A 16,599-nucleotide genomic window follows, 5' to 3' on the forward strand; every position below is an offset into this window, starting at 1 on the left:
TTTTGCTTTTGCTTTTGCTTTTGCTTTTGCTTTTGCTTTTGCTTTTGCTTTTAAAATATTTTAACATACGCAAATATCTCACTTACAATAATTCAAAATGTGCAGTTTCTTCGAGAATACCACCATAATTAGAATTTAACATAAATTTTTTTCAAAATCAATACTAAAAAATAATGATAACGTTTAACTATTTATATTCATAATATATACAGTTGAATTACATTAATAAATAAATTTAACTGTTTTTTATTTTATATGAATAAATACCTTTGACATACCTTATTAAAAATGTTTTCTATATTTACTAGCAATAAAACTAAAGTAACTTAGTTCTTAAATTTTGTAAATATTCTCGCAATTAGTTGCAAAAAAAATATAAAAGGACTAAAATTATACTTAACATAAAAATAAAAGGGGGATCTATATGAAAGTATTACTAGTAAATGGAAGTCCAAACAAAAACGGCTGTACTTATACAGCCCTATCAGAAATACAGAACACGCTAAAAGATAATGACATTGATTCAGAGATTTTATATCTTGGAAAGGCACCCCTTAATGACTGCATCGGATGTGGGAAATGTCGCGAAACTGGAAAGTGCATATTTGACGATTATGTAAATGAAACTATTGAAAGATTAGATGAATTCGATGGTATAATTGTTGGTTCACCAGTATATTATGCCGGACCTACTGGCAGGATATGTTCTTTTTTAGATAGACTCTTTTATGCTGCTTCTCCTAAGCTTCAATCAAAATTTGCAGCGTCAATCGTTTCATGTCGCCGTGGAGGAGCAAGTTCTAGCTTTGATAGACTTAACAAATACTTCACTATCAACAATATGCCAATTGTTCCATCTCAGTACTGGAACAGTGTGCATGGCAATACTCCTGACGAAGTTCGAAAAGACATTGAAGGTCTTCAGACGATGAGAACTCTTGCAAGCAATATGGCTTGGTTACTTAAACTCAAAAAAATAGCTGAAGAAAATGGTATACCGAATCCAAAACATGAAGAACAAATATATACTAACTTTATAAAATAATTTAAATTAAAAAACAAGATGGCTCTAGAGCCATCTTGTTTTTTAATAAGCCTATAAGATTTATCATCTTATTTTTAGTAAATTGTATATTTAGTTTTATATTTTTATGCAATTAGTATTCTTATTTATTTGTTCTGATACTTGGAGTTTTCCAATATGTAATTACTCTATTTAAGCAAAAAAAGAAAAGCGCAAATGCACTTTTCTTAATATATAAAAGTTTTTAGTGTTTCCAAATTAGCAGTTATACATAGAATGAAATATCAGCTTCATATAGTCCTTAGGACTATCGACATCGACTGTAAATTCTTGAAAGTCTGAGACCCTATCCATATCTTCTAACATATCATTTTGTAAATCATATTCTTTGTTTATATTTTTAAATACGCCAAAAGAATCCTTTATTCTAATGTTTCCATTACATTCATTGACTGTTTCAAAAAACTTATTCACATCATATATATTTAATTTAAACATTGCGTTACCTCCAAAGCAAACAACTACAATGCATATTTTGCAAAACATACCTATTTTAATAAACGTTAACTGGATGAATATCTATCATCTATATATAATTATACTGTATCTTATTTTTTATAAATATACTATTTCTGCCTAATAATATCATTTTTCTGCCAACCATTTCTATATTCAACTGGACTATTTCCCATATATTCTCTAAATACTTTTCCAAAGTAGCTACTACTACCAAGACCACAACTATATCCGACATCACCTACATTCATATTGCTTGATGTAAGCATTTCACAAGCCTTTTGTAGTCTATAACTTTTTAGATATTCTTGTGGGCTAGTATTTAAATACTCTCTAAATGTTCTATAGCAATCTCTCTCACTTGTATATACCGATTGGGCTATCTGTGCGACAGTCAGCTTCTCTGCATAGTGATCATGTATATAGATCATCATTCCCTTAATTTTTTCGCTTACTTTGTCTTTTTCACTATTTATTTTTCTTTCTTCTTCTGTAAGTAAAAAAAGATCACACCATATTTCTGATAATATATTTCTAATTTTGAGCTCATAAAAGTCTTCATCTTCTAAATCAAAAGATCTTTTTATTTTTTCAATTATTTTTCTTTCTTTTTCATTCTCTGGAAAAAGAGCAATTACTTTAAGTTGAGATGATGATAATGGAGTCACATAATCTCTATATATCTTATTTCCCTGTCTGCCACTTATTAACACTGGGTCAAATATATGTATTTTTTGAAGAGTTTCTTCATTTTTTCCATTGGCCCTAGTAGCATGTAACACATTTGAATTTACAAGACCTCCACTCCCCTTAGGAAAAGATATATCACCTTGAGGGGTACTGTACAAAACTTCCCCACTCTTTACATAAAACATCTCTAGTTCACCATGCCAGTGCCAAGGAACTGATTTACATCTATAATTATCTAACTCTACCAAAGATGACATCAATGGAAAATCTTCTTTAATTTCTGTCAAAAGTTGTTCTTTATTGTTATTTTTAAACTCAATCGACTTACATGTATCCATATAATACCTTCCTTTCCTCAACTATTATTTTAAGCTAAACTTCTTAATTTATAATTAAGAAGTTTTTTAAAAAGCATCAAAAAAAGGACCTATACGTATAGGCCCTTTTTCTTTTATTTCATTATCTCTTGTATTCAATTACTACTCTTCTGTAAGGATCAGTTCCTTCACTATATGTTATTACATATCTATCATTTTGTAGAGCTGAATGTACTATTCTTCTCTCATATGGATTCATATAATCAAGTTTCTTTGTTCTCTTAGTTCTAGCAACTTCTCTAGCTGCCTTATAGCAGTATCTTTTTAGAGATTCTTCTCTCTTATTTCTATAGTTTTCAATATCTATGAATACTCTAGTATGAGAGTGCTTGTTTACCTTGTTTAGAGCAAGTCCAGTTAAAAACTGAATTGCATCAAGAGTATCACCTCTTCTACCTATTAGGCAACTTGCATCATCCCCTTGGATATGAATTTTAATTAAATTATCTTCTAATTTAACATCAACATCCGCAGTTACATCAGAATTTTTAAGGAGTTCTTCCACAAATTCTTTTGCTATTTTCATTTCATCTTCAGTTGTTATGCTTACTGTATCTTCTAATTCGTTATCTTCAACGTCTTTATTTTCTTCTTTGTCATAAGATTCTACTTTGTTTTCTTCAACTGTAGTTTCTTCTTTCAATTCAGATTTCTTTTCTAAAAGATCATAGCTTATTTCAAATAAACCATCTCTTGCGCCTAATCCAAAGAATCCTTTGTTAGGCTTTTCCTTTACTGTTACTTGAATACTTTCCTTATCTGCATTAGTAGATTTTAGTAGTTGTTCAACAGCTTCATCTGAATTCTTTGCATAAAATATTTTTGATTCCACTATTCTGCCTCCTACTTTTGCTTCTTTTTGTCCTTCTTTGTTGATTGTGAGCTCTCTTTTTGTGAGCTTGCCTTCTTATCTTTCTTTACTGTTTGTGAACCTGCTTTTTTGTCTTTTTCAACTTGAAGTTTTGTTCTCAATGGTTTTGTAATTATATAGAACTGTAAAATTGAGAACAGGTTACTTACTGTCCAGTAAAGTGTAAGCGCTGCTGGGAAAATGAAACCCCAATAAAATGACATACCTGCCATTACCCAAGTCATTATTTTCATTGAACCTTGGAGCTGGTCTTTTGGAGTCATTACCTTCTGCATAAAGAATGCACTCACACCAGAAAATACTGCTAGTACATAGTCTGGCTTAATTAAACTCTTTATCCATAAGAAATTCTGATTTGCAGCCAAAAATGCTGCCTTGTCAGCAAAAACACCATGAGCTACTGGATCTTTAAACACATAGAAAAGACCAAATAGTATAGGCATCTGTATAAGTAGTGGCAAACAACCTGCCAACGGATTTATTTCCGATTCCTTGTATAATTTTGATATCTCTTCGTTTTGCTTTTCAGGCTTATTTTTATACTTTTCCTGAATTTCTTTAATCTTTGGGTTTATCTCGGACATGGCAAAAGTTGATTTCGTTTGTTTTACTGTTAGCGGTGTCAATATTAGCTTTACAATTACTGTAAATATAATTACTGATAGACCATAGCTATGAGTAAACTCGAAAATACCTTTTAGCACCATTCCAAGAAAATCTGCTATAACTCCCATTCATTCCTCCTAATAATGTAGTATCTCAACTTTTGAGATGACCTTCTATTTTAGCGGGTCGTAACCTCCTGGGTGAAAAGGGTGACATTTTCCTACTCTTTTAATTGTCAACCACAGTCCCTTTAGAAAGCCGTATTTCTTGAAAGCTTGAATAGAATACTGCGAGCAGGTTGGGTAAAACCTACATGTAGGTCCCTTGAGTGGCGATATAAATTTTTGATAAAATCTAATCAGTGAAATACACCCTTTTGCAGGTAACTTACTGATTTTTTTTAAAATTTCACTTGATTTTTCCATAATTATTACCTCTTTGGCTTTGTTACCTTCTTTGTTACTCCAGCTTTTCTTGTAATATACTTCATTGACTTTTCTATATCTTTATATTCAGAGTTTTGACTATTTATTCTAGCAATAAATACTATATCATAGCCTTCTTTGATATTTTCATCTATATTAAGTCTGTAGGCTTCCTTTATATATCTTCTAATTCTATTTCTAACATTGGCCTTACCTACTTTTTTGGAAATAGATATACCTATTCTAGATTTATCTCCCCCATTTTTATAAGTGTATATTACTAAGTTTCTATCCGCCATAGATTTACCTCTTTGGTAAACCTTTCTAAAGTCGGAATCTTTTTTGATTCCGTCGGTGTTATTAAAATGCATAATAACCTCCATAATTTTCATTTTAATGATTTTACAAAAAAAACCACTCATTACAAGTGGCTTTTCATTATCATTAATTAAGCACAGGTAATTAACCTATTAGTGAGTTAATCTCTTTCTTCCCTTAGCTCTTCTTCTCTTTAAAACATTTTTTCCGTTAGAATTCTTCATTCTCTTTCTGAAACCATGTTCTCTTTTTCTCTGTCTTTTCTTTGGCTGATAAGTTCTTTTCATCCTTGAATTCTCCTTTCATCATTCTAATTGTAAACATAACACTATAATTATAATTACTTTTAAGCTAAAAGTCAATTGATTTTTGACTTTTAGACGCTTTTTTGACTACTATCTTCAATTTTTATAATAATTATAATTTATCTAGCTCTATCATATCAATAATAGCTCTTCTCTTCAAGATAATAAAGAGTTTTCTATCTATCAAATTATTGAAATTTAAAGCTTTAAGCTAACAAAATCGCCGAAGGCGATTTTGATTTTTAAAAATTGACTTTCATTTTCTTTAACTTTAATTCAGTTATATAACTTTTAGATTCGCTAATTCTTACTTCTATTTTATTTTATATATAAGCACACTCTCTAAAAAAATAAGTCAAGCTATCTAATACAGAGACTTTCATATCAATTTTTTATCATCAATAAGCATATTGTTTACAATATAATACATTTCATATTTAAAATAGCTTTTCATACAATATTAAATTTATTATCTTTATATTTTTACTTAAATATTTATCAAATAATATACTATTCTTCAGCAAAATTTTAAAGGGTCTCTAGATTCATTATTTTGAATTTAGAGACCCTCTATAATACATGATATAAAGATTAGACTTATATCTCAAGTTTATATATTTAGTTTTTCATCTTGTGAATCTTCTATTTTTTTAATACCATCCTTTATCAATTTATCTAGTTCTTTATCTTTTGAATTTGAAGATTTTAAAGCTTCTCTTATTTTTTGAATACCTTTATCATCAATATTTGTTTCTTTTTTACTTGCATTTTTAAGTAAAGAATCAGCTGTAAGCTTATTTGGCATACTTACAAAATTAGAAAGATCATCTAGGTTCTCAATCAAAAATACCCATTTATTAGATATGTTATCTTTTGATGAAGGATTTCTTAGATCTTCTCTACCCTTATATTTTAAATAATCATCAAACTGGCTATTTATATCCAACTGCATAAAATATTCACCTGCTGGATTTAGAATTTCTTTTGAATAATTAGCAAAATTTATAAGATTTATCTGTTTCATTAATCTTTCCTTTTCATTTAGTTCTGGATAGGCTGATTTAACGTATCCTTCTAATGTCCAAGGATCTGCCTTTAGTAAATCATTCAAAAATAACTCTTTTTTATCTTCAGGATAAGCTTCTTTTTCTATATTTTTCATCAAAGCTTCTTCCCTAGTTTTAATAAGTTCACTTGTCTTTTTTGACTTCATCTCACTCGTATCAAAGGTTATTCCCCTAGCAATATCTTCCTTTGATAATTCTTGACTTTGACTTGTTCCACCTGTTTCTGAAAACTGGCTGACCTTACCAAATTTATTACTGGAAAATGCATAAAATAAGGCTAATAAAAGTAAAATCACTATTAAAGTTACTATCACATAAACTGAACGTTTCTTTTTTGATTTCATAGAATTTCCTCCATTCTAAAAATAAAACTTCTTTCTTGATTGCATTTTTTACAAACTAATTTTGATACTTTAAAATACAAGCTTAAATAGCAATTTCAATAACTCTACCTAACTTAATTTTAAAATTAAATTAGATATTTATTTTTAATTTATAATTTTTTACCATATACACTTTTAATCCGAATTTTAACTCTAATTCATCTTATTTTTTTAATACCCTTTTAATTGAACTTATACTTTTTTTTAAATTTATATACCTTGTAATTAGTTTTTCTTAGTCTATCAATAATAATGAAAAATTCTATTTAAAAATTTATCGATTCAGTTTTAGAAATTTCTATTTTAAAATAACTTTCAAAAATTTTAGGCATTTTTTGCTCAAATTATTATCCACATACAGTATTATTTCTATTTTCTGTAAGATTATATAATATTACAGAAAATTTTGTGGAAAAAATGGACTTTTCCACATTTTACGGTTATTTTTTATATATTATAAATGATATTATTTATTTGTAGATAAAACTCTATATGGCAAAAAAATCATTTACAAAATTCCTAAATTTAAGAAGTTTTTTACATGTTTTTCCTTAGCAAAAGTAGATAAGTTGGTAAAACACCAGAAAAATGAATCCACAAGCTCTTAAATATGTGGATAAAATAAGGGTTTTTTAAATTTTTTTTTATAAAAATTCAAATCGATATACAGAAAGAAATTGGCTATTTTTCCACAGGAAGTACAATATGTGGAAAACTTACTCAAAAAACACAAAGTTATTCACAAACTGTGGATAACTTTGTGGACAAAAAAGTTGATTATAGATATATAATATATTTAGACTTAATTATAGATAGATTTGTACTGTTGATAACTTATATACATTTTTCGCATTATTTATACACAGGGTGTTAATAACTCTGTTTTTTGTGACCTAAATAATTAGTTATCAACAGAATTTATACACAACATAATCAACAATGCATAATAATACAAAGAATGGAGGTTTAGAATATGATGGATGCAAACAAGCTTTGGATATCAGCAAAGCAAAAACTTAAGGGTTCATTCCCTAAGTCATTTTTTGAAATTTATTTCAATGAAGAATCAATTCCCATCGCAATAAAAGATCATGTCTTTTACTTGAAAGGAAATATTAGAACTAAGGAGTTCTTTGAGAATCAAAAAAAAGACATTTTACTAAATGCTTTTAGTGAACTCGCGGCTAATATAAATGATGTGGTGGTAATGACTGATATAGAGGAAGAATTAGCTTTTTTTGATACAATAGACAAAGAAAACGCAAGAAAAGATAATAAAAAAGATGAAAGAGCTAAATTAATTAGTAAGGCTAGCAATATATCAAATGCTAATCTTAATCCTAAATATACATTTGACACATTTGTTGTTGGACCTAGTAATAATATCGCAGTAGCTGCATGCCAAAGGGTTGCTGGTTCGGATGATATTTTAAATGATAACCCACTTTTTCTATATGGTGGTGTAGGTCTTGGTAAAACACATCTTATGCACGCCATAGGACACGATGTTTTAGAAAGAGATCCTTCAAAAAAAGTGCTTTATGTTTCTTCAGAAACTTTTACTAATGAGCTAATAATGGCTATTAGGGAGAAGAAAAATGACGAATTTAGACATAAGTATAGAAGCGTTGATCTATTTATGATAGATGACGTCCAGTTTATAGCGGGAAAAACATCTGTAGAGGAAGAACTTTTCCATACATTTAATGATGTCTATGCGGCTGGAAAGAAAATTATTCTATCTAGTGATAGACCTCCTAGAGATATACCTCACTTAAAGGATAGATTGAAATCTAGATTTATATGCGGAATAATGGTAGATATTCAAGCTCCTGACTACAGTACAAGAATGGCGATACTTCAATCAAAAGCTGAAAATGACAACTTATATATACCAAAAGATGTAATAGAATATATAGCTGATAATGTAAAATCAAATATCAGGGAACTTGAAGGTGCCCTAAATAAAGTTATTCTTTATGCGGATTTATCTTCAAAAGAGCTAAATCTCGATACTGCTAAAGAAGCTCTAAAGGATATATTGGTATCATACAAAACAAAAGCAATTAATGTTTTGAGAATAAAAGAAATGGTTGCTGATGCTTACAATGTAACAGTTGATGATTTAAATTCTAAGAAAAGAACGAAAAATATAGCATTTCCAAGACAGATAGCCATGTATATATCAAGAAAACTGCTTGATATTTCTCTGCCTAATATTGGTGATGAATTTGGTGGACGTGATCATACTACTGTAATGCATGCTATTAAAAAGGTTGAAGATGAGATGAATAAAAGTGAAATAACTAAAGTAAAGATTGAAAAAATCATTTCAGATCTAAATGGATAGTTATCCACATAAAAATAGTTGAAAACCTGTAGATAAAATGTGGATAAAAAAATACCTCAAGTTATACACAATTCATAAAGAAATTATACATATGCTTAATAACAATTTTCTGCACAAGGCAAAGCTCTGTAGATAAATTGATTGAGATAGTTTTTAACATTATCCACACACACTACTACTGTTACTACTACAAGTATTATATTATATATATTTATAGTAATTTTTTAATTATACACATAAATTAAAATAAAGGAGGTTTATACACAATGAATATACTATGTAATCAAAAGAAACTAGCACAGGCTATTACAAATGCTCAGAAGGCCATTAATAATAAAACAAATATAGAACTTTTAAGAGGAATCCTTCTAACAGCTAAAGATAATTCTCTTATCGTTACTGGATACGATAATGAAATAAGCATTGAAACTACAATAGAAGCACAGGTAAATACTGAAGGAAGCATCGTTGTAAATTCAAGACTTATAGGAGATATAGTAAGAAAACTACCAGATACATTCATTGCAATAGAAACAGATGATGAATACAATGTATTTATTAATTGTATTAACTCTAGATTTAAAATTAAAGGTATTGCTGCAGATGAATTTCCTAGACAAGATGAGTTTTCAATGGATAACATGGTTAAGTTTAGCCAGAGTGAAATGAAAAATATGATCAAGCAAACAGTATTTGCAACAGCTACAGAGCCAATCAACCCTACTCTAGCAGGAGAATTGTTTGAAATTAACTCTGAATATGTAAATATGGTAGCCGTGGATGGATATAGACTGGCAGTAAGAAAATCTAAAGTAGATAATACTGTTGAAACACCTATAAATGCAATTATTCCAGGGGTTACACTAAATCATTTGAACAGCTTGCTTGTAGAAGAAGGTGATTTCTTCATAGGATTAGATGAAAAAAACATTATATTTAAGCTAGATAATACAAGAATAGTGGCAAGATTGATAGAAGGTAATTTTACTAAGTACGAAAATCTTTTACCAAAAGAATATATTACAAAAATTGAAGTTGAAACAAGAAAACTTCAAAATGCAATAGAAAGAGCTGCTCTACTCTTCACTAGCGGCAAGAATAATATGATAAAAATAGCAATAAATGATAAATTGATGGCTATAACATCAAACAATGAAAATGGAAATGCCTATGAAGAATTAGAAATCGACTTTGAAGGTGAAAGCCTTGAAATAGCATTTAATTCAAGATATTTTTTAGAGGGTATTAAAAATATAGACAGTGATCGTATATTAATTGAATTTGGAGGATCTGTAAATCCTTGCGTTATAAAACCTGTTTCTGGCGTAGAATATATTTATTTATTATTGCCAGTTAGATTAAGTAACTAATTTTTTGACCTTTATTTTTTTCAAAATATAAGAAAATATATATGATAAAAAAATAACTAATAAAATAACGAGAACACTCAAAAACTATCAACTTTATTTAATATAATTAACGAAAATAATGACAGTGATGCTTTGATTAACAAAATATTGCTTGAGATTTATTTAAATCAGTATACTGTAGAGTTGAAAATGAGTTTTAAAATGGTAAAGTTTAATAATATATGACAAAGCTTAGATCTTAAAAATCCTAATAAAGAGTGAAAACTTGAAGATTTTATAAGATTATTATGAGCCCAAATAGAACTAACGTCTGTGAGAGGCTCTCACAGACGTTAGTTTCATTATATTGCTATTTAAAGATATTTCTCAAAGATCGCCAGTTATGGTATAATATAATAGATGCAATACGCATAGAAGGTATTTTAACTAATAAAAGTGTATTAAAGGCAAGTATTTGACTAAAAAAGAGGTAGGATAATGGAAAGTATAAGAATCGATTCTGATTTTATTAAGCTAGACCAATTTTTAAAATTAGCAGACATAGCCATGTCAGGTGGAGAAGCCAAGCTTATGGTTATGAGTGAAGAAGTAAAAGTAAACGGAGAAGTATGTACTCAGAGAGGTAAAAAGCTGAGATCAGGTGATATTGTAGAATACGAAAATCACAAGGTATCCGTTAAGTAAATTAATTTTAAGGCAGATAATAAAGTTGTAACTATATGATTATGACTTTATTATTCTAGCTTAATGGCTAATATTGCAATAAAAAGGTTATATAATTAGTAAAAGTAGGTGTTAGTTTGTATGTAAATAGTTTAAAATTAGTAAATTATAGAAATTATGAAAGTTTACTAATTGAATTTAATAGAAATATAAATTTAATACTAGGGAAGAATGGTCAAGGTAAAACTAATATAGTTGAATCACTAACACTTATGTCAATTGGTAAGTCATTTAGGACAAATAGGGATAAGGAGTTAATTAGATTTGACAGTGAAAATCTATATACAGCGTGTTCATTTACTAGAAATGGAATAGATAAAAAGATAGAGATAGTGATTACCAAAGACAAAAAAGGAATAAAAATAAATGGAGTATCCATAAAATCCATCCAGGAACTACTTGGAAATTTAAATGTGGTGGTGTTTTCACCAGAGGACCTAAAGCTTGTAAAGGATGGTCCAAAGGAAAGACGTACCTTCATAGATAAAGAAATAAGTCAAATAATGCCAAGATACTATAATCTTCTGACTAGCTACAATAAGGTGATAAATCAGAGAAATAGATTGCTTAAATCACAGAGGGTAGATAACAATTTACTAGACGTCTATGATCAGGGTCTAGCAAATTTTGGGGGAGAAATATACTCAATTAGAACAAAATTTATAGACAAGTTATCTGATATTTCAAATAAACTTCATAAAGATTTGACATCAGATAAAGAAAATTTGACTATAAAGTATAAGAATCAATTGGATATAGACAAAGACACTACTCTGGAAGATATAAGAAAAAAAATGTTAGAAAAGCTTGAAGAAAGTAGACAACAAGATTTATTAAATAGAAATACCAAGATTGGACCACATAGGGATGATTTAGGTATTTTTATAAATGATATAGATGTTAGGCTGTATGGATCGCAAGGGCAGCAGAGAACGGCGTCGATTTCTTTAAAGCTATCAGAAATAGAGCTAATAAAAAGGGAGTTAGGTGACTACCCAGTTCTGATTTTAGACGATGTATTTAGCGAGCTGGATCAGAATAGACAAAAAATGCTAGTAGAAAAACTAGAAGATATACAGATGTTTGTCACATCTGCAGATCCTCTTCACAAAAACATATTAAGTGAGAATAATTATTCTGTATTTTATGTTGAAGAAGGTCAGGTTGTGAAGATTGAAAATGGAGGTAATTAAATGTCAAATAACGAGTATGGTGCAGATCAAATTCAGGTCTTAGAAGGCTTAGAAGCAGTTAGAAAAAGACCTGGTATGTATATAGGAACAACTGGACCGAAAGGACTACACCACCTAGTATATGAAGTGGTAGATAATAGTATAGATGAGGCACTTGCTGGAAATTGTTCAGAGATATATATTTCTCTAAACAATGATGATAGCGTAACTGTAAAAGATGATGGTAGAGGTATACCAGTAGAGGTACATCCAAAAACTGGTCTATCTACTCTAGAGACTGTACTGACAGTCCTTCACGCTGGAGGAAAGTTTGGTGGAGGAGGCTACAAGGTATCAGGTGGACTTCACGGAGTCGGCGTATCTGTAGTTAATGCGTTAAGTGAGTGGTTAGTAGCTGAAGTTACAAGAGATGGTAAGGTATATAGACAAGAATATAAAAAAGGAAGAGCCGCTACTAAGATAGAAGCAGTAAGAGATGCGACTATAGAAAGCGGTACTGCTATTACTTTTATGCCAGACAAGGGCATATTCGATGAAACAGTGTTTAGCTATGAAACATTGGAATATAGATTTAGAGAACTATCTTTCTTAAATAAAGTAATAAAAATTACATTTGAAGATAAAAGAGAAGGACATGAAAAAATAAAAACATTCCACTACACTGGTGGATTGGTTGAATATATAAAGTATCTAAATAGAACAAAAACAACTCTACATGATCAAATTATATATATTGATAAGGTAGCAAAGGGATGTACTATAGAACTAGCTTTACAGTATACTGATTCATATTCAGAAAATATTTATTCATTTGCAAATAATATAAATACTCATGAAGGTGGAGTCCATCTTTCAGGATTTAAAACAGCCCTTACAAAAGTTGTAAATGACTATGCTAGAAGAAATAATTTCTTAAAAGAAAAAGATGTCAACCTATCTGGCGAAGATATAAGAGAAGGTATTACAGGAATTGTTTCTGTAAAGCTTCCTGAACCACAGTTTGAAGGTCAGACTAAGACAAAGCTAGGTAATACATTTATGAGAGGGCTAGTGGAAAGTATTACAAATGAAGAAGTAGGAGCTTTCTTGGAAGAAAATCCTACAGTAGCAAAAATAATACTAGATAAATGCCTGAGAGCACAAAGAGCAAGAGAAGCTGCAAAAAAGGCAAGAGAACTAACTAGAAGAAAGAGCGTACTTGATATGACTTCTCTTCCAGGTAAGCTAGCGGATTGTTCAGAAAAGTCTCCCGCTAAGAGTGAAATATTCTTAGTCGAAGGTGATTCTGCCGGTGGATCTGCAAAAGCTGGTAGAGATAGAAATACTCAGGCGATACTTCCTCTAAGAGGTAAGATATTGAATGTTGAAAAATCTAGATTGGATAAGGTTTTATCATCAGAAGAAATAAAGAATATGATAACAGCATTTGGTTGTGGTATAGGTGATGATTTTGATGAATCTAAGCTTAGATATCATAAGATTATTATTATGACCGATGCCGATGTCGATGGTGCTCATATAAGAACACTACTTCTTACATTCTTCTTTAGATATATGAAGCCTTTGATAGAAGAAGGTTATGTATATGCGGCGCAACCACCACTATATAAAATCAAAAAATCAAAGAAGGATCACTATGCCTTTTCAGATATAGAACTAAGTGACACTCTAGATGAAGTGGGTAGAACTGGAGCTGAAGTATCTCGTTATAAAGGTCTTGGTGAGATGAATGCAGAACAGCTATGGGAGACTACTATGGACCCTGAATCAAGAACACTTCTTCAGGTCAAAATAGAAGATGCAATAGTAGCTGATGAAGTATTTTCAATGCTTATGGGAGATAAAGTAGCTCCTAGAAGAGAGTTTATAGAAGAAAATGCAAAATATGTTAGAAATTTGGATATATAGGAGGTTGGCTGATTAAATGGAAAAAACAAGTAGAATCATTCCGATAGAAATATCAGATGAAATGAAAAAATCATACATAGATTATTCTATGAGTGTTATAGCTGGTCGTGCTCTTCCAGATGTAAGAGACGGTCTAAAGCCTGTTCATAGAAGAATACTTTACTCAATGAGTGAACAGGGGATTACTCCAGATAAGCCTTATAGAAAATCAGCCCGTATAGTCGGTGACGTTTTGGGTAAGTACCATCCACATGGAGACAGCTCAGTTTATATGGCAATGGTAAAGATGGCTCAGGATTTCTCTACTAAAGAAATGCTTGTAGATGGACAAGGTAACTTTGGTTCAGTCGATGGTGATAGCCCAGCGGCAATGCGTTATACAGAGGCTAGAATGAGTAAGCTTGCATTAGAGCTACTTAGAGATATAGAGAAAGAAACAGTAGATTATGGTCCAAACTTTGATGAAACATTGAAGGAACCGCTAGTTTTACCAGCTAGATATCCAAATCTATTGGTTAACGGATCAAATGGTATAGCAGTAGGTATGGCAACATCTATACCACCGCACAACCTTGGTGAAGTAATAGATGCCACAGTTCACTATATAGATAATCGTGAATGTGAAGTGGATGATTTAATAAAGATAGTAAAGGGACCAGACTTCCCTACAGCAGCTACTATTGTTGGTACTGAAGGAATAAAAAGTGCTTATAGAACAGGTAGAGGTAAGGTAAAAGTTAGAGCAAAGGCAGAAATAGAAGAACTTCCTAAGGGAAAACAGCAAATAATAGTAACAGAAATTCCTTATCAGGTAAATAAGGCTAGATTGGTAGAAAGAATAGCTGAGCTAGTTAAAGATAAAAGAGTTGAGGGAATATCTGACCTTAGAGATGAGAGTAGTAGACATGGAATGAGAATAGTTATAGAGCTAAAAAGAGATATAAATGCTAATATAGTTCTAAATAATTTATATAAACATTCCCAGCTAGAGGATACTTTTGGTATAATTATGTTATCATTAGTAAATGGAAGTCCAAAAGTATTGAATTTAAAGGAAATAATAGGCTATTATGTAGAACATCAAAAAGATGTTATAACTAGAAGAACTCAGTTTGATTTGAAGAAAGCTCAGGATCGTGCTCATATATTAGAAGGTCTAAAGATAGCACTAGATAATATAGATAGAGTAATTAAGATAATAAGAGGCTCAAAGACTGGCCAAATAGCTAAAGAAAGCTTGATTGAAGAGTTTGGTTTATCAGAAATACAGTCACAGGCTATACTTGATATGAGACTTCAAAGATTAACTGGTCTTGAAAGAGACAAGATAGATAAAGAATACAATGAACTTATGGAAAAAATACAGTATTTAGAAAGTATACTTGCTGATGAAGATAAGTTATTTGGAGTGATAAAAGATGAGATGCTTGCAATTAAAAATAAATTTGCAAGAGAAAGACTTACAGATATTCAACCTGCAGAAGGAGAATTTGACATAAAGGATCTATTTGAAGAAGAAGAAATAGCAATAACTCTTACTCATCTAGGCTATGTTAAGAGACTTCCAGCAGATACTTATAGAAGTCAAAAAAGAGGTGGAAGAGGAATATCAGCCCTTACAACTAGGGAAGAAGATTTCGTAACAGACCTTATCTCTACAACAACTCACTCAGTAATGTTATTCTTCACAAATAGGGGTAGAGTATACAGATTAAACGCTTATGAAGTTCCAGAAGGAAAGAGAACTTCAAAGGGAACAGCTATAGTAAATCTCCTACAGCTAAATCCAGGGGAAAAAATAGCTAGAACTATATCATTTAATCCAGATGATGATACAAAGAATGAATCAGAATTTCTTCTTATGGGTACAAAAAATGGTATCGTAAAGAAGACTAAGATAAGTGAATTCAAAAATATAAATAAATCAGGATTAATAGCAATCAACCTAAGAGATGGCGATGAGCTAATCGGAGTTAAGATGACTGATGGTGATGAAGAAGTTATGCTAGTAACTCAAGATGGCATGAGTATCAGATTCAGCGAAACAGATGTCAGAGCAATGGGTAGAGCAGCTACAGGTGTCAAGGGTATAACTCTAGGCAAAAAAGATATAGTTGTATCTATGGATCTTGTCAGTGAAGGAAGCGATCTATTAGTAATTAGTGAAAATGGATTTGGTAAGAGATCTGATATAGAAGAATATAGACCTCAGATAAGAGCTGGTAAGGGAATAAAGACTTATAATATCAACTCTAAGACTGGTAAAATAGTAGGAGCAACACTGGTAAATGAAGACGATGAGATAATGATGCTTAACTCAAATGGAGTATTGATAAGGATCAGAGTTGAAGAAATATCAATATACGGAAGAATTACAAGTGGTGTGAAACTAATGAGAACAGATGAGCAAGTAGAAGTGGTATCTATAGCTAAACTAAAGCGTGAAGATGAGATTGAATAAATAATAGGAGGC

15 protein-coding genes are annotated in these 16,599 nt (G+C 30.5%); 7 read left to right on the plus strand and 8 right to left on the minus strand.

The annotated features are described in order from the left end of the window. The first annotated feature begins 424 nt into the window (after positions 1 to 424). Positions 425 to 1,045, plus strand: a complete 621-nt coding sequence (locus RR561_RS08645; protein ID WP_332507438.1) for a flavodoxin family protein — start codon at positions 425 to 427, stop codon at positions 1,043 to 1,045. 237 nt (positions 1,046 to 1,282) lie between these two features. Here RR561_RS08645 and RR561_RS08650 read toward each other — a convergent pair whose 3' ends face one another. The 8 genes from RR561_RS08650 to RR561_RS08685 form a co-directional block, all read right to left on the minus strand. Beyond that, positions 1,283 to 1,522, minus strand: a complete 240-nt coding sequence (locus RR561_RS08650) for a hypothetical protein (protein ID WP_332507440.1) — start codon at positions 1,520 to 1,522, stop codon at positions 1,283 to 1,285. 128 nt (positions 1,523 to 1,650) lie between these two features. Then, positions 1,651 to 2,568 (minus strand): AraC family transcriptional regulator, encoded by a 918-nt coding sequence (locus RR561_RS08655; RefSeq protein ID WP_332507442.1) that lies wholly within the window; start codon positions 2,566 to 2,568, stop codon positions 1,651 to 1,653. 121 nt (positions 2,569 to 2,689) lie between these two features. Then, entirely contained in the window at positions 2,690 to 3,439 is a 750-nt protein-coding gene (gene jag, locus RR561_RS08660; RefSeq protein ID WP_332507444.1) for an RNA-binding cell elongation regulator Jag/EloR, read from the minus strand. 11 nt (positions 3,440 to 3,450) lie between these two features. Beyond that, the gene (locus RR561_RS08665) at positions 3,451 to 4,212 is read right to left on the minus strand and encodes a YidC/Oxa1 family membrane protein insertase (protein ID WP_332507446.1); all 762 of its coding nucleotides are present in this window, start codon (positions 4,210 to 4,212) and stop codon (positions 3,451 to 3,453) included. A gap of 45 nt (positions 4,213 to 4,257) precedes the next feature. Next, a complete protein-coding gene (yidD, locus tag RR561_RS08670) occupies positions 4,258 to 4,509 on the minus strand; it encodes a membrane protein insertion efficiency factor YidD (RefSeq protein WP_332507448.1) in 252 nt (83 codons plus the stop codon). A gap of 5 nt (positions 4,510 to 4,514) precedes the next feature. Beyond that, entirely contained in the window at positions 4,515 to 4,880 is a 366-nt protein-coding gene (gene rnpA / locus RR561_RS08675; RefSeq protein ID WP_332507450.1) for a ribonuclease P protein component, read from the minus strand. A gap of 99 nt (positions 4,881 to 4,979) precedes the next feature. Next, entirely contained in the window at positions 4,980 to 5,114 is a 135-nt protein-coding gene (gene rpmH, locus RR561_RS08680; protein WP_106777082.1) for a 50S ribosomal protein L34, read from the minus strand. Positions 5,115 to 5,742: 628 nt separating this feature from the next. Further along, on the minus strand, positions 5,743 to 6,543 hold the full coding sequence (locus RR561_RS08685) for a hypothetical protein (RefSeq protein WP_332507452.1): 801 nt from the start codon (positions 6,541 to 6,543) through the stop codon (positions 5,743 to 5,745). Between the two features lie 1,015 nt (positions 6,544 to 7,558). On the opposite strand from RR561_RS08685, the gene dnaA reads away from it, so the two are divergent. From dnaA to gyrA, 6 genes are all read left to right on the plus strand, one after another. Then, positions 7,559 to 8,932 (plus strand): chromosomal replication initiator protein DnaA, encoded by a 1,374-nt coding sequence (gene dnaA / locus RR561_RS08690; protein ID WP_442952305.1) that lies wholly within the window; start codon positions 7,559 to 7,561, stop codon positions 8,930 to 8,932. A gap of 266 nt (positions 8,933 to 9,198) precedes the next feature. Further along, positions 9,199 to 10,302, plus strand: coding sequence for a DNA polymerase III subunit beta (gene dnaN, locus RR561_RS08695; protein WP_332507455.1), 1,104 nt, complete (start codon positions 9,199 to 9,201; stop codon positions 10,300 to 10,302). Positions 10,303 to 10,779: 477 nt separating this feature from the next. Beyond that, positions 10,780 to 10,986 carry an RNA-binding S4 domain-containing protein gene (locus tag RR561_RS08700; protein WP_334309609.1) on the plus strand — a complete coding sequence of 69 codons (207 nt, stop codon included), beginning with the start codon at positions 10,780 to 10,782 and terminating at the stop codon, positions 10,984 to 10,986. Positions 10,987 to 11,102: 116 nt separating this feature from the next. Beyond that, positions 11,103 to 12,218 carry a DNA replication/repair protein RecF gene (gene recF, locus RR561_RS08705; RefSeq protein ID WP_332507457.1) on the plus strand — a complete coding sequence of 372 codons (1,116 nt, stop codon included), beginning with the start codon at positions 11,103 to 11,105 and terminating at the stop codon, positions 12,216 to 12,218. Then, positions 12,219 to 14,126 carry a DNA topoisomerase (ATP-hydrolyzing) subunit B gene (gene gyrB / locus RR561_RS08710; protein WP_332507459.1) on the plus strand — a complete coding sequence of 636 codons (1,908 nt, stop codon included), beginning with the start codon at positions 12,219 to 12,221 and terminating at the stop codon, positions 14,124 to 14,126. It begins immediately after the preceding gene. A gap of 16 nt (positions 14,127 to 14,142) precedes the next feature. Further along, on the plus strand, positions 14,143 to 16,587 hold the full coding sequence (gene gyrA, locus RR561_RS08715; protein ID WP_332507461.1) for a DNA gyrase subunit A: 2,445 nt from the start codon (positions 14,143 to 14,145) through the stop codon (positions 16,585 to 16,587). The last annotated feature ends 12 nt before the right edge of the window (positions 16,588 to 16,599 follow it).

The organism is Peptostreptococcus sp., assembly GCF_036639115.1.
GTDB lineage: Bacteria > Bacillota > Clostridia > Peptostreptococcales > Peptostreptococcaceae > Peptostreptococcus.